20 protein-coding genes are annotated in these 21,673 nt (G+C 68.3%); 7 read left to right on the top strand and 13 right to left on the bottom strand.

Annotation, left to right across the window (positions count from 1 at the left end; genetic code table 11):
• Positions 1 to 13 precede the first annotated feature (13 nt).
• The 5 genes from rodA to KF907_RS00670 are packed head-to-tail and all read right to left on the bottom strand — an operon-like array spanning position 14 to position 5,492.
• Positions 14 to 1,132 carry a rod shape-determining protein RodA gene (gene rodA / locus KF907_RS00690; RefSeq protein WP_291217071.1) on the bottom strand — a complete coding sequence of 373 codons (1,119 nt, stop codon included), beginning with the start codon at positions 1,130 to 1,132 and terminating at the stop codon, positions 14 to 16.
• Positions 1,129 to 3,012, bottom strand: coding sequence for a penicillin-binding protein 2 (gene mrdA / locus KF907_RS00685; protein ID WP_291217069.1), 1,884 nt, complete (start codon positions 3,010 to 3,012; stop codon positions 1,129 to 1,131). The genes rodA and mrdA overlap by 4 nt, the downstream gene beginning before the upstream one ends.
• Positions 3,009 to 3,500: a rod shape-determining protein MreD gene (mreD, locus tag KF907_RS00680; RefSeq protein ID WP_291217066.1), complete on the bottom strand. Its 492-nt coding sequence runs from the start codon at positions 3,498 to 3,500 to the stop codon at positions 3,009 to 3,011. Before mreD ends, mrdA begins: the two co-directional genes overlap by 4 nt.
• Positions 3,497 to 4,396: a rod shape-determining protein MreC gene (gene mreC, locus KF907_RS00675; RefSeq protein WP_291217065.1), complete on the bottom strand. Its 900-nt coding sequence runs from the start codon at positions 4,394 to 4,396 to the stop codon at positions 3,497 to 3,499. The genes mreD and mreC overlap by 4 nt, the downstream gene beginning before the upstream one ends.
• A gap of 49 nt (positions 4,397 to 4,445) precedes the next feature.
• Positions 4,446 to 5,492: a rod shape-determining protein gene (locus KF907_RS00670; RefSeq protein WP_291217063.1), complete on the bottom strand. Its 1,047-nt coding sequence runs from the start codon at positions 5,490 to 5,492 to the stop codon at positions 4,446 to 4,448.
• Between the two features lie 408 nt (positions 5,493 to 5,900).
• On the opposite strand from KF907_RS00670, the gene KF907_RS00665 reads away from it, so the two are divergent.
• The gene (locus tag KF907_RS00665) at positions 5,901 to 6,836 is read left to right on the top strand and encodes a carbohydrate kinase family protein (protein WP_291217060.1); all 936 of its coding nucleotides are present in this window, start codon (positions 5,901 to 5,903) and stop codon (positions 6,834 to 6,836) included.
• Here KF907_RS00665 and KF907_RS00660 read toward each other — a convergent pair.
• The 4 genes from KF907_RS00660 to KF907_RS00645 form a co-directional block, all read right to left on the bottom strand.
• Positions 6,821 to 7,804, bottom strand: coding sequence for a DUF4097 family beta strand repeat-containing protein (locus KF907_RS00660; RefSeq protein ID WP_291217058.1), 984 nt, complete (start codon positions 7,802 to 7,804; stop codon positions 6,821 to 6,823). The two genes, KF907_RS00665 and KF907_RS00660, sit on opposite strands and share 16 nt — an antisense overlap.
• A 6-nt stretch (positions 7,805 to 7,810) precedes the next feature.
• Positions 7,811 to 8,278, bottom strand: coding sequence for a hypothetical protein (locus tag KF907_RS00655; RefSeq protein WP_291217056.1), 468 nt, complete (start codon positions 8,276 to 8,278; stop codon positions 7,811 to 7,813).
• The gene (locus KF907_RS00650; RefSeq protein WP_472843813.1) at positions 8,271 to 8,855 is read right to left on the bottom strand and encodes an RNA polymerase sigma factor; all 585 of its coding nucleotides are present in this window, start codon (positions 8,853 to 8,855) and stop codon (positions 8,271 to 8,273) included. The genes KF907_RS00655 and KF907_RS00650 overlap by 8 nt, the downstream gene beginning before the upstream one ends.
• Positions 8,856 to 9,013: 158 nt before the next feature.
• A complete protein-coding gene (locus KF907_RS00645) occupies positions 9,014 to 10,795 on the bottom strand; it encodes a phosphoenolpyruvate carboxykinase (GTP) (RefSeq protein ID WP_291217054.1) in 1,782 nt (593 codons plus the stop codon).
• 263 nt (positions 10,796 to 11,058) lie between these two features.
• Between KF907_RS00645 and KF907_RS00640 the strand changes: the two genes are divergently transcribed.
• The 3 genes from KF907_RS00640 to KF907_RS00630 all read left to right on the top strand — a co-directional run bounded on the left by KF907_RS00640 (position 11,059) and on the right by KF907_RS00630 (position 14,487).
• Entirely contained in the window at positions 11,059 to 12,531 is a 1,473-nt protein-coding gene (locus KF907_RS00640; RefSeq protein ID WP_291217052.1) for a UbiD family decarboxylase, read from the top strand.
• Positions 12,532 to 12,602: 71 nt separating this feature from the next.
• Positions 12,603 to 13,601, top strand: a complete 999-nt coding sequence (gene ubiU / locus KF907_RS00635) for a ubiquinone anaerobic biosynthesis protein UbiU (protein ID WP_291217049.1) — start codon at positions 12,603 to 12,605, stop codon at positions 13,599 to 13,601.
• A 4-nt stretch (positions 13,602 to 13,605) separates the two neighbouring features.
• Positions 13,606 to 14,487, top strand: a complete 882-nt coding sequence (locus KF907_RS00630) for a U32 family peptidase (protein ID WP_291217046.1) — start codon at positions 13,606 to 13,608, stop codon at positions 14,485 to 14,487.
• 101 nt (positions 14,488 to 14,588) lie between these two features.
• Here the strand turns inward: KF907_RS00630 and ubiT are convergent, their stop codons facing one another.
• The 3 genes from ubiT to KF907_RS00615 form a co-directional block, all read right to left on the bottom strand.
• A complete protein-coding gene (ubiT, locus tag KF907_RS00625) occupies positions 14,589 to 15,470 on the bottom strand; it encodes a ubiquinone anaerobic biosynthesis accessory factor UbiT (protein WP_291217043.1) in 882 nt (293 codons plus the stop codon).
• 209 nt (positions 15,471 to 15,679) lie between these two features.
• Entirely contained in the window at positions 15,680 to 16,936 is a 1,257-nt protein-coding gene (locus KF907_RS00620) for a hypothetical protein (RefSeq protein WP_291217041.1), read from the bottom strand.
• Complete coding sequence (locus KF907_RS00615) at positions 16,933 to 17,223, bottom strand: DUF2249 domain-containing protein (protein ID WP_291217038.1); 291 nt, start codon at positions 17,221 to 17,223, stop codon at positions 16,933 to 16,935. Before KF907_RS00615 ends, KF907_RS00620 begins: the two co-directional genes overlap by 4 nt.
• A gap of 142 nt (positions 17,224 to 17,365) precedes the next feature.
• On the opposite strand from KF907_RS00615, the gene KF907_RS15385 reads away from it, so the two are divergent.
• On the top strand, positions 17,366 to 17,536 hold the full coding sequence (locus tag KF907_RS15385) for a hypothetical protein (RefSeq protein WP_343214747.1): 171 nt from the start codon (positions 17,366 to 17,368) through the stop codon (positions 17,534 to 17,536).
• 60 nt (positions 17,537 to 17,596) lie between these two features.
• On the opposite strand, the gene KF907_RS00605 is transcribed toward KF907_RS15385, so the two are convergent.
• Complete coding sequence (locus tag KF907_RS00605) at positions 17,597 to 18,184, bottom strand: TetR/AcrR family transcriptional regulator (RefSeq protein ID WP_291220195.1); 588 nt, start codon at positions 18,182 to 18,184, stop codon at positions 17,597 to 17,599.
• A 116-nt stretch (positions 18,185 to 18,300) separates the two neighbouring features.
• On the opposite strand from KF907_RS00605, the gene KF907_RS00600 reads away from it, so the two are divergent.
• Complete coding sequence (locus tag KF907_RS00600) at positions 18,301 to 19,170, top strand: alpha/beta fold hydrolase (RefSeq protein ID WP_291217033.1); 870 nt, start codon at positions 18,301 to 18,303, stop codon at positions 19,168 to 19,170.
• Positions 19,171 to 19,201: 31 nt separating this feature from the next.
• On the top strand, positions 19,202 to 21,673 hold the full coding sequence (locus KF907_RS00595) for an acyl-CoA dehydrogenase (protein ID WP_291217029.1): 2,472 nt from the start codon (positions 19,202 to 19,204) through the stop codon (positions 21,671 to 21,673).

The following is a 21,673-nucleotide window of genomic DNA, read 5'->3' as shown; positions in this document are numbered from 1 at the left end:
GCTTGCGCGATGCTCACCCCGCCACCCGCTTGCGATGCGCGTGGATCGACATCAGCACGCCGAAACCAGCCAGCAGGGACACTGCCGAGGTGCCGCCATAGCTCACCAGCGGCAGCGGCACGCCGACCACGGGCAGCATGCCGGTGATCATGCCGCCGTTGACGATGACGTAGACAAAGAAGGACATGCTGATCGCACCGGCCAGCAGGCGTGAATAGGTGTCGCGCGCATTGGCCGCGATCCACAGGCTGCGGCCAATGATGAACACATAGAGCGCGAGCAGCATCAGCACGCCGACCAGGCCCCATTCCTCGGCGAACACCGAGAACACGAAGTCGGTGGTGTGTTCGGGCAGGAACTCCAGGCGCGACTGTGTGCCGGCGTTCCAGCCCTTGCCCCAGACGCCTCCCGACCCGACCGCGATCTTCGACTGGATGATGTGCCAGCCGAGACCGAGCGGGTCGGAATCGGGGTCGATCAGCATGCGCACGCGGTTGCGCTGGTACTCGTGCAGGAAATGCCAGGCGATCGGTGCCGCTGCGGCGACGCTGGCGACGATGAGGCCGATGCGCCACCAGGCGAGGCCGGCCAGGAACACGCCGAACAGGCCGCTGGCGACGATCAGCAGGGCGGTGCCGAGGTCGGGCTGCTCGGCGATCAGGCCGGCCGGGATCGCGATCAGTACGCAGACCACGCCGAGCGAGAGCCAGTCCGGCGGCAGCGGTCGCTGGTTGAGGTACCAGGCGACCATCATCGGCATGGTCAGCTTGAGCAGTTCCGAGGGCTGGAAACGTACGAAGCCGAGGTCGAGCCAGCGGTGCGCGCCGCGGCCCTCGCCGAGGATCGCCACCAGCACCAGCAGGGCGACGCTGCCGGCATAGGCCCATGGCGTCCAGTTGCGCAGGGTCGACGGCGAGATGCGCGAGAGCACGAACATCAGTGTGCCGCCAAGACCGAGGCGAACACCCTGGGCGAGCGCCTGGCCTCGATCAAGGTCGCTTGCGCTGTACTGGGTGGCGAGGCCGACGAAGGCGAGCACGAGCAATGCGCCGAGCAGGGGCAGGTCCATGCGCGGCTTGCCCAACAGCGAGACAGCGGTACGGCGCAGGCGCGCGAGCACGACTTCGCTCATGGGCCTGCTCCGGCGAGCGGTGGCGGGTTCGGCGCGGGGCCGCCTTCGCTGACCAGCCAGGCATCGAGCATCGTGCGCGCGATCGGCGCCGCGTCGCGGCCGCCGGCACGCCCGGCCTCGAGGGCGACGATCACGGCGATGCGCGCGTCATCGGCCGGCGTGAACGCCTCGAACAGCACCTGGTGGCGCTCGATCGCCACCTGCGAGATGTGCTCCCAGGCCTCGGTCGTGCGCGAATAGCGCTCGGCCGTGCCGGTCTTGCCGGCGATCATGTAGGGAAAGCCGACACCCATCGTGCGTGCGGTGCCGGTCGGGCCGTGGACCACGGCGACCATGCCGTCGCGCACGGCTTCCCAGTGTGCCGGATTGCTGAATACCGGCTCGCCGGGTGCGGACAGCATGTGGCGCATCGGCGCGTCGCCGATGCCGTCCTGGGTGGCATAGAGCAGATGCGGCTGCTGCGGCACGCCGCGCGCGGCCAGCGTGGCCACGCCGCGCGCGAGCTGCAGCGGGGTTACCACCCAGTAGCCCTGGCCGATGCCGGCGATGACGGTCTCGCCCGGATACCACGGCTGATTGAAGCGCGCACGTTTCCACTCGCGCGAGGGCAGCACCCCTCCGGCCTCGCCGACCAGGTCGATGCCGGTCGGTGCGCCGAACCCGAAGCGCGCCATGCCCTCGGCCAGGCGGTCGATGCCCATGTCGAGGGCGAGCGAATAGAAATACGTGTTGACCGACTGCGCGATGGATTGCTCGAGGTTGACCGTGCCATGGCCACCGGCGCGGATGTCCCGGTAACCACGCTTCTGCCCGGGGATGTGGAACTCGCCGGTCGACAGCACCGTGTCACCGGGGCGGCGTAGCCCGAATTCGAGGCCTGCTGCGGCGATGAACGGCTTGATCGTCGAGCCGGGCATGTAGCTGCCGCGCAGGGCGCGGTCGAGCAGCGGCTTGTCCGGCGCCTCGAGCAGGGCCTTGTAGTCGGCGTTGCCGATGCCGTTGACGAACAGGTTCGGATCGAAGCCCGGCACGCTGATCATGGCCAGCACTTCGCCGTTGCGTGGATCGATTGCCACCGAAGCGCCCGCACGGTCGGCGAAAGCGGCCTCGCCGGCCTCCTGGATGCGTACGTCGATGGTCAGGTAAAGGTTCTTGCCCGGCGTCGGCGCGACGCGTTCGAGCACGCGCAGTGGGCGCCGGTCGGCATTGACCTCGACCAGTTCGTACCCGGGCTGGCCGTGCAACAGCTCCTCGTAGGAGCGTTCGATGCCGGTCTTGCCGACGTGCGTGGTGCCGGCATAGCGCGAGGTTTCCAGGCGCTGAAGATCCTTGTCGTCGATGCGTCCGACATAGCCGACCAGATGGCCGAACTCCTTGCCCTTCGGGTAGTAGCGCGTGAGATAGGGCACCACGTCGACCCCGGGAAAGCGCCAGCGATTGACCGCGAAACGCGCGATGTCTTCCTCGCTGAGCTTCATGCGCAACGGCACGCTCTGGTAGGCGCGCTTGCCCTTGCGCAGTGCCTTGAAGCGTGCGATGTCATCATCGTTGACGCCGATCGTGGCGGCGAGGTCGGCGAGCAGGGCGTCCATGTCTTTCACCTGCTCGGGGGTGATCTCGAGGCGGAACGCGGCGACGTTCTCGGCCAGCAGCACGCCGTTGCGGTCGTAGATCAGGCCGCGCGCCGGCGCCAGCGGACGGGTGAGGATGCGGTTCGAGTCCGAACGTGCCCGCAGTTCGTCGTGGCGCTCGACCTGCAGGTACCAGAAGCGCGCCGCAAGCGCGGACAGCGCAAGCAGGATCAGAGCAAAGCCGACCAGAGCACGGCGCACGAACAGCGAAGCCTCCTGGCGCGTGTCCTTGATCGGCCGGGGTTTCATGGCTCTTGCACGCGCAGGCGGGCACGCAGGTCGTCGAGCAGCAGGAACACGAATGGCCAGGCGAGCATGCCGACGAACGGTGCGATCCAGAACGTTGCGCCCGGCATGACCTCGCCGGAGAAGCCGCGCACCATGATCTGCACGACACGGTCGTTGAGCAGCAGGGCCAGCACGGCCAGTGCCTGTTGCCACATCGGGAAGAAGCGCAGCCGCGAACGGAACCGCAGCACGATGAAGGCGAGGATGACCAGGCGCAGGCTCTGCTCACCGAGCAGTTCGCCGCTGAGTACGTCACCGGCCAGGCCGAGCAGGAAGGCGAAGCCGAGGCCGATGCGTTCGGGCGCCTCGATCGCCCAATAGACGATGATCAGGGCCAGCCAGAACGGCTTGAGCGGCAGCAGTGCCTGCGGCAAGGGCAGCAGCTGCAACAGGAAAGCGAGCGCGATGCTCGCCGTGAACAGCCACAGGTGTGCGCGCTGGCGGTTCATGGCGTTGGCTCCCGTCCGTCCGGCGATGCGTCCGGTGGTGGCGGACCCATCGGCTGGGGCAGGTCGTGCAGCAGCAGCACGTCGCCGCTGCGCTCGAGAGCGGCGGCCGGTCTGGCCAGCGCGGCGGCGAACATGCCGCTCTCGTCATTGCTGATCTCGAGGATCTCGCCGACCGGAAAGCCGGCCGGGAAGCGCCCACCGAGACCCGAGGTGACGAGGCGGTCGCCGACCCGGACATCGGCACTGATCGGAATGGTCGGCAATTGCAGGCGATCGATGCCGCCGGTGCCGTAGACGATTGCACGCAGTCCGGTGCGTTCGATCGTGACCGGGATCGCGTGCGTAGGGTCGGTAATCAGCATCGCCACCGAGGTGTTCGGCAGCACTTCGACGATCTGGCCCATGACGCCGCCGGCATCGAGGACCGGCTGGCCCACCGCCACGCCCTGGGCGCGGCCGACGTCGATGACCACGCGCTGGCGGAACGGATCGAGGTCGACGTCGACGAGGTGCGCGAGTTGGACGCCGAGGCCGAGGTTGTTCTGCACGTCCAGCAGTGCCTTCAGGCGTTCGTTCTGCTCGGCCAGCGCCGCCATGCGGTTGAGCCGCGCCTGGGCGAGCAGCAGGGCCTCGCGCAGCGTGCGGTTCTCCTCGGCGAGTTGCGACTGCGTGGCGATCGCCAGGCGCCCCGCGCGTGCGGCTTCGGCCGGAAGCCCGGCCACCCGGTAAACCGGTTCGATCACACGGCTGGCCAATTGGCGCAGGCCCTCGAGGTAGCCGGCACGATGGTCGACGACCATGACGATCATCGCCATGGTCAGGTACACGATCAGGCGCAGCGTGCTGACGCCACCCTCGGCGAACAACGGCACCTTGTCGGTTCGGGTCAGCGGCATGCGGGGCTATTCGTCGGAACCGCAGGATGCATGCACGGCGGGAACCTGGTCACTCCTGTGCGAAGAAGTCGCCACCGTGCTTGTCGACGAGTTCGAGCGCGCGACCACCGCCACGGGCGACGCAGGTCAGCGGTTCGTCGGCGACATGCACGTGCAGACCGGTCTCTTCGGACAGGAGGCGGTCGAAGTCGCGCAGCAGGGCACCGCCACCGGTCATCACGATGCCGCGTTCGGCGACGTCCGAACACAGTTCCGGCGGAGTCTGCTCGAGCGCGCTGCGCACCGCGCTGACGATGCCGGCGAGCGGCTCGTGCAGTGCCTCGAGGATCTCGTTGGAATTGACCGTGAACATGCGTGGCACGCCCTCGGCCAGATTGCGTCCGGACACCTCGATTTCCTTGACCTCCGACTGCGGGAACGCGCAGCCGACCTCGACCTTGATGCGCTCGGCCGTTGCTTCGCCGATCAGGGTGCCGTGGTTGCGCCGCACATAGTTGATGATCGCCTCGTCGAAACGGTCGCCGCCGATGCGCACCGACTGCGAGTAGACGATGCCGTTGAGCGAGATCACTGCGACTTCCGACGTGCCACCACCGATGTCGAGCACCATCGAGCCACGCGCGTCGCCGACCGGGATGCCGGCGCCGATCGCCGCAGCCATCGGCTCCTCGACCAGGAACACGTCGCGCGCGCCGGCGCTCTCGGCCGATTCCTTGATCGCGCGACGCTCGACCTGGGTCGAGCCGCACGGCACGCAGACCAGTACGCGTGGGCTGGGGCGGAACATGCGCGAGCGATGCACCTTGCGGATGAATTGCTTGAGCATCTCCTCGGTCATGGTGAAGTCGGCGATGACGCCGTCCTTCATTGGCCGGATCGTGACGATGTTGCCGGGCGTGCGGCCGAGCATCTTCTTGGCGTCGACGCCGACCGCGGCAACGCTGCGCGGTCCGCCGGGCCCTCGGTCCTGGCGGATCGCCACGACCGAGGGCTCGTTGAGCACGATGCCCTGACCGCGCACGTAGATGAGGGTGTTCGCCGTGCCGAGATCGATCGACAGGTCGTTCGAGAAGAGTCCGCGCAAGCCTTTGAACATGGGTATCGGATTTCGTCCAGGGGATGGTCGGTCGGAGGCCGGCATCTTCGGTGAGGGTGCTGCCGGCGACGCGGTGGAGCGTGCCTTTGGCCACCGGGGCACGGCGCGATCCGGGAAGGAACACGCCGGCGAAGGATGCGGGGCTTGCGATCGACGAAGAACGCGCAGTGTAGAGACGCTCCGGCGCCCCCGCAAGCCGGATCGACGTTAAGAAAGCCTTGTTTTGCGCGGGTTTGCGGCGATCTGTGCAGCGCCGATGGAGGGCGGCCCGCGGTCGCGTGGCGCGCGCCGCGTGCGCATCGAGGTCAAGTCGGGCAAGATCGCGCCCTTTGCGGCCGCCCTCACTGGCGCGGCTTCCACCGATCGCCGCCTGCCGGCGCATCCCCAGCAACGGAGCTCCCCTCGATCATGTCGGCCCTGATCTGCGGTTCACTCGCCTACGACACCATCATGGTGTTTCCGGACCAGTTCAAGAACCACATCCTTCCCGACAAGGTGCATATCCTCAACGTGTCCTTCCTCGTGCCGCGCATGCGCCGCGAGTTCGGCGGCTGCGCCGGCAACATCGCCTACAACCTCAAGCTGCTCGGTGGCGATCCGGTGCCGATGGCGACCGTCGGCCAGGATTTTGGTCCATATCGCGAGCACTTCGAGGAGTTCGGCATCCGCCTCGACCGCGTCAAGGAACTGCCCGACCTGTTCACCCCGCAGGCCTTCATCACCACCGACCTCGACAACAACCAGATCACCGCCTTCCATCCCGGCGCGATGATGCGCTCGTACGAGAACCACGTGCGCGATGTGCCCGGCATCCAGTTCGGCATCGTCAGCCCGGACGGCCGCGAAGGCATGCTGCAGAACGCCGCCGAGTTCGTCGAAGCCGGCATCCCCTTCATTTTCGACCCCGGTCAGGCGATGCCGCTGTTCAACGGCGCGGAACTGCGCCGCTTCGTCGAGATGGCCGACTACGTGACCGTCAACGACTACGAGTCGAACCTGTTGCAGGAGCGCACCGGCTGGGACGAGGCCGAGATCGCCAAGCGCGTGAAGGCCTACATCACCACCTGTGGTCCGCGTGGCGCGAAGATCCATGCCGGCGGCACCACCCATGACGCGCCGCCCGCGCATGAACGTCGTATCACCGACCCGACCGGCTGTGGTGACGCGTTCCGCGCAGGTCTCATCCACGGCATCATGAAGGGCTACGACTGGCCGACCATCGGCCGCATCGGCAACCTCATGGGCGCGCTCAAGGTCGAGCATCCCGGCACGCAGAACCAGCGCTTCGACTACGAGGAGTTCGCCGACCAATTCCGCCAACAGTTCGGCTATTCACTCGATTGAGGCGCGGTCCAGGGACGTCGTGGAATGCCGGCGCCGTGAACGTCTGAAGGAATCGGCCCCCGGATCTCGATGTCGCCGCTGAAGGTTTCGATGCGCAGGCGCGCAGCGCCTTCGCCGATCGTCGCGTCGAGCGAACGGCCGGGCCCGTGGCCGGATTCCGTGACCGTGCCGAAGTCGCTGCGCAAGCGGCCGCTGAAGGTTTCGGCGCGGATCCGACCGGCGAAACCCTCGTTGAGCTGCACGCGCACGTCACCGCTCATCGTTTCCGACTCCAGGCGTGCATCGGCCGCCGGTGTGCCGCGCACGTTGATGTCGCCCGAGACCGAACCGGCTTCGAGTTCGCGGTAGCCCGAGGTCTCGACGTTGATGCGACCGGACACCGTCTCCAGGCCGAATCGCTCGGCGCTCGTGCCGGCATCGATGTCGCCCGACACGGTGGCGGCCTGCACGCGCCCGTTGCGGCCGGCCAGGGTGATCCCGCCGCTCACGCTGCCGATCTCGACTTCGTGCGCCTGGCAATCGACGCGCACCTTGCCGCTCACGCTGTTCACTTCGAGGCGCCGTCCGGCCAGGCCCGACACTGCCACCGTGGCGCTGACGACCCCGATGTCCAGTTCGGCTTCGCGCGGCAGCTTGATGTCGAGGATCGTATCCTCCATGCGTGTGCCCGCGCCGCCGCCGAACCAGCCGCTCAGCCAACCCCGGTTTTCGGCACCCCTGACCCTGATTGAAAGGCGCGAGCCGCTGCCCTCGATCTCGAGCCCACCGCTGCCGTCGCCGAGCGTGCCGGTGACCTCGACCTCATCGCGATTCCAGGTGCTGACGTTGACTGCGCCGCGCACGTTCGACACCTCGATGCGCGCACGCGCATCGACGCTGCGCGTCTCGTTGATCGGCGTGCCGGCGATGGCGTTGCCGAACACGCCGGCGAACAGGAGGCAGGACAGGAGCGGAGCGGTGGTTTTCATCGTGGCTTATCCTTGGCCGGCCTGAAGGCCGAGGCGGGCGAGCTTGCGCCGTTGTGCATGGGTGAGGTTGGCGAGATCGACGAGATAGGTTGCGCCGGGCTGTTCGCGCAGGGCGCGCTCGAGTTCGGCGTTGGCACTGTCGAGCACGATCTCGGCACCGGCGAGGTCGGGGTAGTCGCGCAGGGCAAGGTCGCGGGCGCGTTCGATCTGTTCGCGCACTGACACGGCCGCCCGGTCCGGCGCCGTCGGCTGCGCACCCTGACGCTGCACCGCTATGGCGAACAGGCCGGTCGTAGTGGCGACGGCGAACATCGCCGCGGCCGACAGCGGCAGCCAGCGGCGCGGACGAGCCCGCGTGCGCGCCGCGGACTGCACCGTCCGCAGACGTACACGGATGTCAGGCCAGAGGTCGCGCCCGGGCTCGCGCACGACGCGCAGTTCGCGCAGGCGGCGCTGGATCTCGAAGTCATTCATGGCCTTCTCCGAGTGCGCGCCGCAGCAGAGCGCGCGCACGATGCAGTTGCGCTTTCGACGAGCCGACCGCCATGCCGAGTTCATGGCCGATCTCCTCGTGTTTCCAGCCTTCGATGTCGTGCAGGACGAGCACCGCACGGGCGCGTGGCGGCAGGGTGGCGACAGCGCGTTCGAGGTCGGCACGCTCGCCGGCACAGAATGGACGTGGCGCCTCGCCGAGTGCATCGAGCGCGTCGTCCTCGATGCTGTCCTCGGGGGAGCGGCTGCGCAGGTCCATCAAGGCTACGTTGACCGCGAGGCGATGCAGCCAGGTCGTGAACGCGCTTTCGAAGCGGAAACTGCCGAGCTTCTGCCAGGCGCGCACGAAGGCTTCCTGGGTCAGTTCCTCGGCACGTGTCGCGTTCATGCCCGACAGGCGCCAGACGGCGCCGTGCACACGGCCGACATGGCGCCGGTACAGCGCTTCGAACGCCCGCGTGTCGCCGCTCGCCGCACGGCGAACCAGCGCGGCATCCTCGGGTTCGGACCGTGGCGCATCGATCATCGCAAGCGGCATCGGCAGGCAGGCGGTACTCATGGTGCCCGATTCGATGCCGGCTGCGGCGGAAAGGTTTACCGGCAATGCCCCGCAGGAACCCCTGCACGAGCCCGTTCACGGGCGATGCTCTTTGACACGGGGGCACGAAGAAGGAGCATCGCCCCTGCAGGGACTCCTACGAAGAAAGACCGTCACCCTCAACCATTCGCGGCGCGCGCCTGTTTCGGCGCACCGGCGAGGGTGTCGGCAATGCGGCGGCACTCGGCATGCAGGCGCGCAGGCATGCGTGTCCCGTACGAGTCGAGGTACGCGCCGATGCTGGCCAGTTCGTCGCGCCAGCCGACCGCATCGACGTGCAGCAGCTCCTCGATCGCGCCGGGGGCGAGCTCGAGACCGTCGAGGTGGAGGTCCTGCGCGCGCGGCAGCGCACCGATCGGCGTGTCCTGCGCACCGGCCTTGCCGGTGCAGCGGCCGATGATCCATTCGAGCACGCGCAGGTTCTCGCCGTAGCCGGGCCACAGGAATCTGCCGTCGGCACCCCGGCGGAACCAGTTGACGTGGAAGATCTTCGGCAATCTCGCGCCGGCCTTGTCGAACGACAGCCAGTGCGCGAAATAGTCGGCGAAGTTGTAGCCGCAGAACGGTTTCATCGCCATCGAGTCGCGACGCAGCACGCCGACCGCGCCGGTCGCCGCCGCGGTCGTCTCCGAACCCATCGCCGCACCTACGAGGACGCCATGCGCCCAGTCGCGCGCCTCGAACACGAGTGGCACCAGTGACGGTCGGCGGCCACCGAACACGATCGCGCTGATCGGCACGCCCTGCGCATCCTCGGCGCGCGGCGACCAGCTCGGGCATTGCTTCGCGGCGACCGTGAAGCGCGAGTTCGGATGCGCGGCCGGACCGTTGGCCGGGTCGTAGGGGCGGCCCTGCCAGTCCAGCGCCGGGGTGCCTTCGTCGAGGCCCTCCCACCACGGCTTGCGGTCTGCGGTCATGCCGACGTTGGTGAAGATCGTGTCGCGTCCGAGCATCGCCAGCGCATTCGGGTTGGTCTTGCGGCCGGTGCCCGGAGCGACGCCGAAGTAGCCGGCTTCCGGATTGATCGCCCACAGGCGGCCGTCGGCGCCCGGCTTCATCCAGCAGATGTCGTCGCCAATGGTCCACACCTTCCAGCCGGCGGCGCGGTAGCCCTCGGGCGGGATCAGCATGGCCAGGTTGGTCTTGCCGCAGGCGGACGGGAAGGCGGCGGCGACGTAGTGCGTCTCGCCCTGCGGATTCTCGACACCGAGGATCAGCATGTGCTCGGCAAGCCACCCCTCGCTGCGTGCCTGCCACGAGCCGATGCGCAAGGCATGGCATTTCTTGCCGAGCAGGGCATTGCCGCCGTAGCCCGAGCCGATCGACTTGATCGCCAGTTCCTCGGGGAAATGCATGATGAAGCGCTTGTCCGGGTCGAGTTCGCCGGTCGAGTGCAGGCCTTTCACGAACACGCCCTCACGCTCGATGCGTGCCAGTGCCGCGGCGCCCATGCGCGTCATGATGCGCATGTTGGCGACCACGTACGGCGAATCGGTGATCTCCACGCCGCAGCGCGAGATCGGGGAATCGATCGGCCCCATGCAGTAAGGCACGACATAGAGCGTGCGTCCGCGCATGCAGCCGGCGAACAGCGCGTCGATCTTCGCGTGCGCCTCGGCCGGATCCATCCAGTGGTTGTTTGGGCCGGCGTCGTCCCTGTCCTTCGTGCAGATGAAGGTCAGGTGCTCGACGCGCGCGACGTCGGACGGATGCGAGCGGTGCAGGTGGCAGCCCGGGTGGCTGTCCTGGTCGAGCGCGATCAGGTCGCCGCGCTCGAGCATCAGTGCGGTGAGGGCGGCCTTTTCGGCCTCCGAGCCGTCACACCAGTGGATCGCGGCAGGTTCGGTCAAGCGGGCGACTTCCTCGACCCAGCGGTTCAAGGACACAAGCGAACTGGACATGGATTCCTCGGGTGGCCGGGTTTGCTCGCCGGCACGTGAACGGATTGGCCGCGAAACTAGCGAGGCAACCGCGGGCTTGGCAAGGTCCGCTGCCGCATCGCAGCGTGGAGGCGGGTGGATCAGGCCGCCTCGGTCAGGCCATCCCTGCTCGGCCCACACTGGCGCCCAGCCGCATCCCGGCAGGTTTGACCGCCGTCAAGGCGCGGGCCGGTTGCGCCCGTGCAGACTGCCGCCCGGTGCGGCCTCGGCGGGGTGAATGCGGCATGGCGTTTCACGACCTGCGCCAGTTTCTGGCCTGCCTCTCGGCCAATGCCCAGCTGCGGGAGGTCGACGCGCCGGTCGATCCGGACCTGGAAAGCACCGCGTTGTGCCTGCGCGCGTTGCGCGAGCAGGGGCCGGCGCTGCTGATGCGGCACGCGAAGGGCTCCGCGCTGCCGGCCCTCGGAAACCTGTTTGGCCATCGGCGCCGGATCGAACTGGCCATCGGCGACCGGCCACTCGCATCGCTGCGTGAGCTGGGTGAGCTGCTCGCCGAACTGAAGGAGCCGGTCTGGCCTTCGTCGTTGCGCGAGATGCTGCACGCATGGCCGGGCCTCGCCCAGCTGGCCCATGCGGCGCCGATGCGGGTTCGACATGCGGCCTTCTGCGAGCAGGTCGTGGCAGGGGGCGATGTCGACCTCGGCAGCCTGCCGATCCAGCGCTGCTGGCCTGAAGATGCCGGACGCCTGCTCACCTTCGGTCTGGTGGTGACGCGCGGCATGCACCAGCGCCGGCAGAACGTGGCGATCTACCGGCAGCAGGTGATCGGGCGCAACCGCCTGATCATGCGCTGGCTGCAGCACCGGGGCGGAGCCCAGGACCATGCCTCCTGGCAGGCGGCCCGGCCCGGCGAACCATTCCCGTTGCTGGTGGCCATCGGTGCCGATCCGGCAACCATGCTGGCGGCGGTGGCTCCGGTCCCCGACACGCTGTCCGAGTACGAGTTCGCCGGCCTGCTGCGCGGTGCGCGCACGCGCGTGTGGCGCAGCGATCTGACCGGGCTGGATGCGCCGGCCGGTGCGGAGATCCTGCTCGAGGGTTTCATCCATCCGCACGATACCGCGCTGGAAGGGCCCTTCGGTGACCACACCGGCTACTACAACGCGCAAGCCATGTTTCCGGTGTTCACGGTCGAGCGGATGCGCCTGCGTGATGGCGCGATCTACCACGGCAGCTACATGGGGAGGGCGCCGTTCGACGAGCCTTCCGTGCTGTCGATGGCGCTCAACGACGTGTTCGTGCCGATCCTGCGCAAGGTCTTTCCCGAGATCATCGACTTCCACCTGCCGCCGGAGGCGTGTTCCTACCGCATCGCCGTGGTGTCCATCCGCAAGCAGTATCCCGGGCACGCGCGACGGGTGATGATGGGCATCTGGTCCTACCTGCGCCAGTTCACCTACACGAAGTTCGTGATCGTGACCGATGACGACATCGACGTGCGTGAGTGGCGCGAGGTCATCTGGGCGATCGCCACCCGCGTGGATCCCGCGCGCGACACCTTGCTGGTCGAGAACACGCCGATCGACTATCTGGACTTCGCCTCGCCGGTCGCGGGCCTGGGTTCCAAGCTGGGGCTGGACGCCACCCACAAATGGCCCGGGGAAACCAGCCGGGACTGGGGGCGTCCGATCCGTCCCGACCCGCAGGTCGAGCGACGCATCGACGCCCTGTGGGCGGACTTGTGCAAGTCGCCATGAGCTGACATGGATCAATGACGCCGGCTGTCCGCGAATCGAGCATCACCGGCGGGCCGGTACGGGAATCCCTCATGCAACTGGTATGTCCGGCGGGCAACCTGCCTGCCTTGCGGGCGGCAATCGATGCCGGTGCCGATGCCGTCTATGCGGGTTTCCGCGACCAGACCAATGCACGCGCCTTCCCCGGCCTGAACTTCGACGGTGACGAGTTGAGCCAGGGCATCGCGTATGCGCACGCGCGCGGACGCAAGGTCTATCTGGCCCTGAACACCTACCCCGACAGCGCCCGCCTGCCGTACTGGCGAACGGCGGTGGACCAGGCCGCGGCGCTCGGCGCCGATGCCATCATCGCCGCCGAGATGGCCGTGCTGGACCATGCGGCGCGACGACATCCGCAGTTGGCGCGGCACCTTTCCGTGCAGGGCTCGGCAACCACGGCGGCCGCGCTGCGCTACGCCCACGAACGTTTCGGCATCTCCCTGGCAGTGCTGCCCCGCGTGTTGTCGATCCAGCAGGTCGAGCGCCTGTGCGAAACCGCACCGGTGCCTCTGGAGGTGTTTGCGTTCGGCAGCCTGTGCATCATGGTCGAGGGTCGATGCCAGCTTTCCAGCTACGTCACCGGCGTGTCACCGAACCGGCATGGCGTATGTTCGCCGGCCAAGTTCGTGCGCTGGGACGAACATCCGGACCGCAGCCGCTCGGTACGCCTGAACGGCCTGCTCATCGACCGATTCGCCGATGGCGAACCGGCCGGCTATCCGACCGTATGCAAGGGACGTTATCGGGTCGGTGGCGAGGTGTTCCATGCCCTCGAGGAACCGACCAGTCTGAACACGCTGGACATCCTGCCGCGTCTGGCACAGGCCGGTGTGGTGGCACTGAAGATCGAGGGCCGCCAGCGTGGAGCGGCCTATGTGAGTGCGGTGACGCGAACCTGGCGCGCGGCGATCGACCGCTACCGCGTGAGCCCGCAGCAGTGGAAGTCCGAATCCGCCTGGCAGCAGGCGCTGGCCGCGCACGCCGAAGGCCAGCAGACCACCCTCGGCCCCTATCACCGTGCCTGGCATTGAACCGATGAAACTGAGCCTGGCACCGCTGCAGTACTTCTGGCCGCGCGAACACACGCTGGCGTTCTATCGCGCGGCGGCGGCATGGCCGGTCGACATCGTCTATCTCGGCGAGACCGTCTGCAGCAAGCGCCGCGAATTGGGTCTGCGCGACTGGCTCAGCCTCGCCCACGAACTGACCGACGCCGGCAAGCAGGTGGTGCTGTCCACGCTGGCCCTGATCGAAGCGGAGTCGGAGCTGGGGGTGCTGCGCCGACAGGTCGAGAACGGGCGATTCCTGGTGGAGGCCAACGACCTCTCGGCCGTGCAGCTTTGCCGCGAGCGCGGGCTGCCCTTCGTCGGCGGCCCCACGCTCAACATCTACAACCATCATGCCCTGGCCTTGTTGATGGAGGACGGCCTGTGCCGCTGGGTGCCCGGCGTGGAGCAGGGGCGCGCCCTGCTGCGCGAGTTGCGCGACGCGCTGCAGGCGCAGGGCGGACGCATGCCGGAACTGGAGCTGATGGCCTGGGGGCGGATGCCGCTGGCCTATTCAGCACGGTGTTTCACGGCCCGAGCACTGGATGTGCCGAAGGATCAGTGCGGGTTCCGCTGCATCGAACACGCCGATGGCATGCCCCTGGCCACCCGCGAGGGCGATCCGTTCCTGACCATCAACGGCATCCAGATCCAGAGTGCGGAAGTGGTCGACCTCGCCCCCGAGCGCGATGACCTGCTGGCCTGCGGCGTGGATGTGCTGCGCCTGTATCCGCAGGCCGACGGCATGGCCGAGGTGGTCGCCCATTTCCGCCAGATGCTGGCCGCGCCGACAGCACCGCCGCCACGCGCTGCGCGCAATGGCTACTGGCACGGGCAGCCGGGCAGGCACGAACTCGCATTGCCTGAGTGACGCGGCGCATCGGCCTGCGCCAGTAGGGGCCGCTCGCTATCCGTTGCGCTCGGGGCAAAGACTTGATGTGCCCGGATGGACGGGGATGCGTCTGCGGATCATCAGGCGTGGTAGGCCTCGCGCGCCGCCCGCGCCAGGCGCGCGCCACGATGCAGGGCGATGCGCAACCCCAGCGGCAAGGCCTCCCAAGGCATCCGGTCGAGCAGGTTGCGCACGGTCAGCCCGAGCTCGGTGTCGCCGGTCAGCACCAGCCGGCGCTGGAAGAACAGGGTGTCGGCATCCTCCAGGCGGGCGGCAAGCAGGAGCAGGTCGGTCACGCTGCCACGCACGCTGGCTTCGGCCGGCGCCTGCACCGCGCGCAAGCGCCCCCCGCTCCACTGCACCACGCAGGTCACGCCGATGTCTGCGGCTTCGATGCCCAGGCGCCGACCGGCGATATGGTCCAGTGGGCGCCCGATGTGCTCGCGCGCGAGTGCTCGGGACAAGGCCAGTTCGATCACCTTCTCCATCAACGTGGGGGGCGCCCAGCGCAGCAACGGCTTGAAGCGTTGCGGTGGCGGGATCAGTCGCAGCAGGGCGCGTTGGTTGCTCATGTCGGCATCGGTCGTGGACGGCAAGGAGGGGGAGGGCGTAGCCGAGGCGTGGTGCGATTGCTGTCGGCAGGCATCGTCGATCAGCACGTGGATCAGGCCGTCGGTGGTTTCGGTCGGCACGCGCATGCGGGCGGCCAGGCGCCGCGCGCGCCGCTGGATCTCGCACTCGCGGGCCTGGTCGCGCAGCGGGCGCCGAAGAATGCCTTTCGCCGTCCCGGCCTGCGCCGACATCACGCGCCGCATCGCCAGCAGCGCGACCATTGCATCGTCGATCAGGTCGATGGCGTGGCGCGTCGCGGAGAGCAGCAACGAGGCCGCCCGCAACGATGGCTGCGCAGCCTGTGGATCCGCTGCGGATGGCGCTGGCGACACGGATGGGGTGATCGTCATGCAGGGTCTGCTGATGCCGGCCCGACGCAGGCTAGTGGCGATGACAGCGGCCCGCGCTGACCGGGATCAAGCCATGGTGATCGAGCCGTGCGTGGCCGGCAGCCGGCATGACCGGGGCGGATGCGGATGTACGGGCCAGGTCCGCGCCGGGGCACCTGCATCCGCATGCCTTGCGGCGCGGCGGGCGCGACCCCGTGCGCGCGCGCTGCTCAAGCCGACGCCTGCAGGAACCGGCGCGCACGCTGGCGGCAACGCAGCATGTAGATCAGCGTGAGCGCATGCGCACTGGCGAGCAGCATCCCGGCCGGTTTGGCCAGCACCGGCCACGGCACCGCGGCGGGCAGGGCGAGCAGGCAGGTCAGATGGGCGGCGAGCACGACACGCTTGTCGGACTCCGGCAGCAGGCGACCGGTGCCGGGCACGCGGACCCCACGCGGGCAGGCCTGTCGCAAGCCGATCCAGGTCAGGAATGCGGTGATTTCCAGCAACATGCCGATGACCATCATCGGCAAGCCGACACCGATGCCGAGTGCTCCTGCCAGCATGGCGGTCGAGGCGGGCAGCACCTGTGCGGTCTGCAGCAGGGCCAGGCAGCAGGCGGTGCCGACCGCCAGTGTGCCGAACCGCCAGAACGCCCTCAGTGCCGGATTGCGCTGGTGCAGCGCGCGCAGTGGCAGCCAGAACGATGCAGCGACCAGCAGCAACGCCGGCACGGCCGCCGCCACGACCAAACCGGTCGGCGAGCCGTTGCCCAGACGCAGCAGGATTCCGGCGAGCAGGCAGATGCCGGTCAGCAGGAGCCAGCGCGACAGCCAGTGCGCCGGCACCGTCACGGTGCCCTGGAACATCGGCAGGGTGATGCTGCCGACCGCAGCGATCAGGGCCAGGTTCCAGCCGAGCAGTCCCAGCACCGCATGGACATCGGCGATGTGCTCCAGCGGCAGGGCGGCATCGCCGCGCAGGATGGCGACCGCAAGCAGGCCGACCAGCACGGTCGCGATCAGCGCCGCGAGCGCGAAGCCGATGCCGGCGCGCAGGCTGCGTCGTGCACCTGCCGCGAACAGGCCCGGCAATGCGGCAAGGGCGAATGCGAGCAGTGGAAGGGCGAGCAGGGCCGCAGCCATCCCGAGGACAGCCGGGAAGCCAAGGCCGAGGCCGACCACGAACAGCACCAGCCCCAGGTTGTAGACCACATGCAGCCAGCCGGCCTGTTTCGACACGGGCATCGCACTGCCCGCGGCGACGGGCACGAACTGCAGGAGGGCGCCGAGCATGGCGTTGCCCAGCACACCCAGGGTGAACAGGTGCACCAGCGCCACCGTGTGCAGCGACCAGCGGCTGGTCAGCGCCGTTTCGCCATGCACCAGCAGCCAGCCACCTGCCGCCATGCCCCAGATCGGCACGCTGGACAGCCAGCGCAGGGGTCGCTCGGGCGGTGGTGCCTGGGCCAGGTCCAGCCCGCTCACCGCAGCGGATCTGCCGTCAGCAACACGGAGGCATCCTCCTTCCGGCAGATGCTCACCCGCGCATGGCCTGTCGGCAGTTCGTCGATGCGCCAGGCGAAACCCTGGCGCTGCAGGATCGGCAGCAACGGCATCGGTGGAAACGGCGTGAGCGCGTCCAGACGATGCCCGGGCGCGAGCGAGCGCAGCGCTTCGACGATCCGGTTCAGGGGTTCCGGCGGCGGCAGGTCACGCAGGTCCAGGTGTTCGATCATGGCGGAACGCATGCTCCATGGCGTGGCGGCGGCCATCGACGGTCGCATCGGCGGCGCTGGCTCGCCATGATCCGCATCAACCACCGTGGCGTCGCCAAGGGATGCTCTGATCATGACGCCATTGCGGGATTGATCAGAACATCCCAGGCAGCCCTGCTGCCGTATCCGGAACCTCGTCGTGAAAGGTATCGCGAAGCGGCGGACGGCGTCGGTTTGCCTCCAGCAACTGGTCGACCTCGGCCTGCTTCGCGAGCAGAAAGCCAGGCGCGAGAAGCTGTTTGTCCACGCGAATGTCCTGCGCCTGCTGAAGAGCGAGGAGCATTCGTGCGCGTCATACGGGCAAGAATGACCGAAGAGTCGTCGTCAGACTTCGTTGCAAACGCGCGGCACGCGCAGGAAAAGCCCGTGCTCACCCCGGAATCAGCGTCTCGATGACATGCGCGACATAGGCCTCGAAGTCATCGTGGTCCATGCGCGGCATGCCGTGGTGCTGGTGCAGTTGCAGGAAGCCGGTATAGGCCGTGTAGGCGAGGCGGGCCCGATGGCTGGCGGCGCGCGGTTCGAAACCGGCCTGGCGGTAGGCCTCGGTGAGCAGGTCGAGGCGACGGCGCGAGATACGTTCGATGACGGGTTGCACGAGCGGGTGGTCGGAGGCCTGCAGCAGGGCGGCATAGATGAGGTGCGACTGCGCCTCGCCGCCGACGCGGCGAAACAGCTCGCGCAGGCGTTCGCGCGGGTCGGCAATCGGCTCGACCTGACGCAGCACATCGTCCTCGTCGCGACGCTCCCAGCGCTCGATCGCGGCCTTGACCAGAGCTTCGCGGTTGGCGAAGTGCCAGTAGAAGCTGCCCTTGGTGACGCCGAGCGCGCGCGCGATCGATTCGACGGCGACCGCGCCGAGGCCGGAGCGGGCGAGGACATCGAGCGCGGCGGTTTCCCAGTCGGCGGCGCTCAGGCGCGCGCGGGGCTCGCTGGTCGTCGAGGCGGCGGTGGTCATGCGTTCGAGTGTGCCCGAGGCCGAGCGGCGATGGAAAGCGAGCGGTGGACGGTGACCGCTGGCATGCGCGTGCGTCACGTTGATTCGAACGCTCGTTTCATTCCATACTTGCCCGTATGGTCAAAGCCGAACCATCCGCCGTGACTTCCCCACGCCTGCGCCGCCTGCGCTCCGGCGACGTGGCATTGGCCGTCGAGGAGCATGGCCCGGCCACCGCACCCACCATCGTCTTCGCGCACGGTTTTGGCCAGACCCGTGGCGCCTGGCGCAGCGCGCTCGCCGAACTCGGCATGGCGGGCTGGCGCGCGCTGGCGTATGACGCCCGCGGCCACGGCGAGAGCGATCGCCTCGGCAGCGGCGACTACCATGTCGATCAGTTCGTCGACGATCTCGCCACCGTCTGCGCCGAGACGACGTCGCCACCGGTAGTGGTCGGTGCCTCGATGGGCGGCCTGGTCGGCCTGGTCATGGCGGCGCGCGAGTCTGCCCACTGCCGTGCGCTGGTGCTGGTCGACATCACGCCGCGCTGGGAGCCGGCCGGAGTCGCCCGCATCGTCGAGTTCATGCGCGCGCATCCCGATGGCTTTGCCCATGTCGACGAGGCTGCCGACGCGATCGCCGCCTACCTGCCGCATCGCGGCCCGCGGCGTTCATCCGAGCGCCTGGCTGGGTTGCTCGTCGGTGGCGACGACGGACGGCTGCGCTGGCACTGGGATCCGCGCATGCTCGCGCCGATCGCCGAGGATTCGGCGCGCCATCAGGGCGACCTGTTCGAGGCGGCGCGCAAGATCCGGGTGCCGACCTTGCTGGTCAGCGGTGGCGCCAGCGACGTCGTTTCCGCAGAGACGATCGCCGAATTTCTAGAGCTTGTACCCCACGCCCGTCATGTCACAGTGCCACGGGCGACGCACATGGTTGCCGGTGACGAGAACCGCGTCTTCAGTGCGCACGTATTCGACTTCCTGCAGTCCCTGCCCCCCGCGTGATCAGACGCAACGAGACCGAGGAGAATCCGTCATGTTGCAACTCACCCCCCTGTTGGCCCTGCTGCTCGTCTCGCTGGGCGCCGCCTATGTTCGCGTCGGCTTGCGCGCGTGGACGATCGCTGCCGTCGTCGCCATGGTCGGCGCCGGCCTGCTCGCCGGTTCGCACTGGCTTGCCACCGCGATCCCGTTGCTGGTGTTCGCGCTGGTCGCGCTGCCGCTCAACCTCGACGACTTCCGCCGCAAGCGCATCAGCGCACCGCTGCTGGCGATCTACCGCAAGATCACGCCGCAGCTCTCACCGACAGAGCAGATCGCGCTCGAGGCCGGCACGGTCGGTTTCGAGGGCGAACTGTTCAGCGGCAAGCCCGATTGGAAAAAGCTGCTCGCCCAGCCCAGGCCCGAACTCAGTGTCGAGGAACGCGCCTTCCTCGACGGTCCGGTCGAGGGGCTGTGCAAGCGCATCGACGAATGGCAGATCACGCACGAACTGGCGGACCTGCCGCCGGAGATGTGGGAATACCTCAAGGCCAACAAGTTCTTCGGCATGATCATCCCGAAGCAGTACGGCGGCCTTGGCTTCTCCGCACTCGCGCACTCGGCCGTGCTGCAGAAGATCGCCAGCATGTCGGCCACGGTGTCCTCGACGGTGGCGGTGCCGAACTCGCTCGGCCCGGCCGAACTGCTCCTGCACTACGGCACCGACGAGCAGAAGAATCACTACCTGCCGCGTCTGGCCGATGGTCGCGAGATTCCATGCTTCGCCCTCACCGGTCCATACGCCGGCTCCGACGCGACCGCGATCCCGGACTATGGCATCGTCTGCAAGGGCGAGTGGCAGGGTGGCAACGTGCTGGGCGTCCGCCTGACCTTCGACAAGCGCTACATCACGCTGGCGCCCGTGGCGACCATCGTCGGCCTCGCCTTCCGCATGCACGATCCCGACCACCTGCTCGGTGACGTCGAGGATCTCGGCATCACGCTTGCGCTGATTCCGCGCGACACCAGGGGGCTGGAGATCGGTCGCCGCCACTTCCCGCTCAACGTGCCGTTCCAGAATGGCCCGGTGCGCGGCAAGGACGTGTTCGTACCGCTGTCGCAGTTGATCGGTGGCCCGGACATGGCCGGGCAGGGCTGGCGCATGCTGGTCGAGTGTCTGTCGGTCGGCCGTGCGATCTCGCTGCCATCGACCGCAACCGGCGGCAGCCGCATGGGCGCGGCGGCGACCGGCGCCTATGCGCGCCTGCGCAAGCAGTTCGGCCTCGCCATCGGTCGCTTCGAAGGTGTCGAGGATGCGCTCGCTCGCATCGGCGGTTACACCTACGCGACGGCGGCGCTGTCGCGCGCCACGGCCGCGGCAGTCGATCGTGGCGAGCGGCCGGCGGTGCCCTCGGCGATCGCCAAGTACCACGCCACCGAGTGGGCGCGCGAAGTCTCGCGCGATGCCATGGACGTGCATGGCGGCAAGGGCGTCATCCTCGGTCCCGGCAACTATCTTGGCCGCGCCTGGCAGGGCGTACCGATCATGATCACGGTCGAAGGCGCGAACATCATGACGCGCAGCCTGATGATCTTTGGCCAGGGCGCGATCCGCTGCCATCCCCATGTGTTGGAGGAAATGCAGGCCGCGGCGATCGAGGACTACGGCACGCGCCTGCGCGCCTTCGACCGCGTGCTGTTCAGGCATATCGGCTTCGGCATCTCCAATGCCGCGCGCAGTTTCGTGCTCGGCCTGACCGCAGCGAAGATCGGCCGCGTGCCGGGGGATGCCTGCACGCGCCGCTACTACCGCAAGCTCAACCGCTACTCCGCCGCGCTCGCCCTGGTCGCCGACACCTCGATGCTCGTGCTCGGTGGCAAGCTCAAGTTCAAGGAGAAGATCTCGGCGCGCCTCGGCGATGTGCTCTCCTACCTCTACATCGCCTCGAGTCTGCTCAAGAAGTACGAGGACGATGGCCGCCCGTCCACCGACCGCCCGCTGCTGGCCTGGGCCTTCCACGAATGCGCCTGGCGCATGCAGGGCGCACTCGACGGCGTGCTGCGCAACTTTCCTCTGCGTCCGGTGGCCTGGCTGCTGCGTGCGCTGGTGTTCCCGTTCGGCCGCCGCGAAGTGCCGCCGTCGGATCGTCTCGGCCGTCGCGTCGCCGCGATCCTGACCGCACCGAACGAAGCGCGCTCGCGTCTCGTCGACGGCGCCTATCTCACGCCGACCGCGAACAACCCGGTTGGTCGCATGAACGCGCTGCTGCCAGAGGTCATCGCCGCCGAACCGGTCGAGCGCAAGTTCCTGAAGGCGGTCAAGTCCGGCGAAGTCGCCGGCTTCGATTTCGCTGCGCAGATCGCCGATGCGGAAGCGAAAGGCTTCATCGACTCCGCCGAACGCCAGTTGCTCGAGCATGTGCGCGCGGCCTCGTTCGAGTTCATCTCGGTCGACGACTTCGACCCGGCCGAACTGCGTTCGGCCACGGCGAAGTCCCCGCCGAATGCCTTGCGCAGCGTGGCCTGA

Source organism: Dokdonella sp., assembly GCF_019634775.1.
In the GTDB taxonomy this organism is placed as follows: Bacteria; Pseudomonadota; Gammaproteobacteria; order Xanthomonadales; family Rhodanobacteraceae; genus Dokdonella.
The sequence above is the reverse complement of the archived record's forward strand: the minus strand, read 5'-3'. Positions and strand labels throughout refer to the sequence as shown.

Coding starts and splice junctions, on each gene's coding strand:
- rodA (WP_291217071.1), bottom strand. CDS start 1,132: ATGAGCGAAGTCGTGCTCGCGCGCCTGCGCCGTACCGCTGTCTCGCTG.
- mrdA (WP_291217069.1), bottom strand. CDS start 3,012: ATGAAACCCCGGCCGATCAAGGACACGCGCCAGGAGGCTTCGCTGTTC.
- mreD (WP_291217066.1), bottom strand. CDS start 3,500: ATGAACCGCCAGCGCGCACACCTGTGGCTGTTCACGGCGAGCATCGCG.
- mreC (WP_291217065.1), bottom strand. CDS start 4,396: ATGCCGCTGACCCGAACCGACAAGGTGCCGTTGTTCGCCGAGGGTGGC.
- KF907_RS00670 (WP_291217063.1), bottom strand. CDS start 5,492: ATGTTCAAAGGCTTGCGCGGACTCTTCTCGAACGACCTGTCGATCGAT.
- KF907_RS00665 (WP_291217060.1), top strand. CDS start 5,901: ATGTCGGCCCTGATCTGCGGTTCACTCGCCTACGACACCATCATGGTG.
- KF907_RS00660 (WP_291217058.1), bottom strand. CDS start 7,804: ATGAAAACCACCGCTCCGCTCCTGTCCTGCCTCCTGTTCGCCGGCGTG.
- KF907_RS00655 (WP_291217056.1), bottom strand. CDS start 8,278: ATGAATGACTTCGAGATCCAGCGCCGCCTGCGCGAACTGCGCGTCGTG.
- KF907_RS00650 (WP_472843813.1), bottom strand. CDS start 8,855: ATGAGTACCGCCTGCCTGCCGATGCCGCTTGCGATGATCGATGCGCCA.
- KF907_RS00645 (WP_291217054.1), bottom strand. CDS start 10,795: ATGTCCAGTTCGCTTGTGTCCTTGAACCGCTGGGTCGAGGAAGTCGCC.
- KF907_RS00640 (WP_291217052.1), top strand. CDS start 11,059: ATGGCGTTTCACGACCTGCGCCAGTTTCTGGCCTGCCTCTCGGCCAAT.
- ubiU (WP_291217049.1), top strand. CDS start 12,603: ATGCAACTGGTATGTCCGGCGGGCAACCTGCCTGCCTTGCGGGCGGCA.
- KF907_RS00630 (WP_291217046.1), top strand. CDS start 13,606: ATGAAACTGAGCCTGGCACCGCTGCAGTACTTCTGGCCGCGCGAACAC.
- ubiT (WP_291217043.1), bottom strand. CDS start 15,470: ATGACGATCACCCCATCCGTGTCGCCAGCGCCATCCGCAGCGGATCCA.
- KF907_RS00615 (WP_291217038.1), bottom strand. CDS start 17,223: ATGGCCGCCGCCACGCCATGGAGCATGCGTTCCGCCATGATCGAACAC.
- KF907_RS00605 (WP_291220195.1), bottom strand. CDS start 18,184: ATGACCACCGCCGCCTCGACGACCAGCGAGCCCCGCGCGCGCCTGAGC.
- KF907_RS00600 (WP_291217033.1), top strand. CDS start 18,301: ATGGTCAAAGCCGAACCATCCGCCGTGACTTCCCCACGCCTGCGCCGC.
- KF907_RS00595 (WP_291217029.1), top strand. CDS start 19,202: ATGTTGCAACTCACCCCCCTGTTGGCCCTGCTGCTCGTCTCGCTGGGC.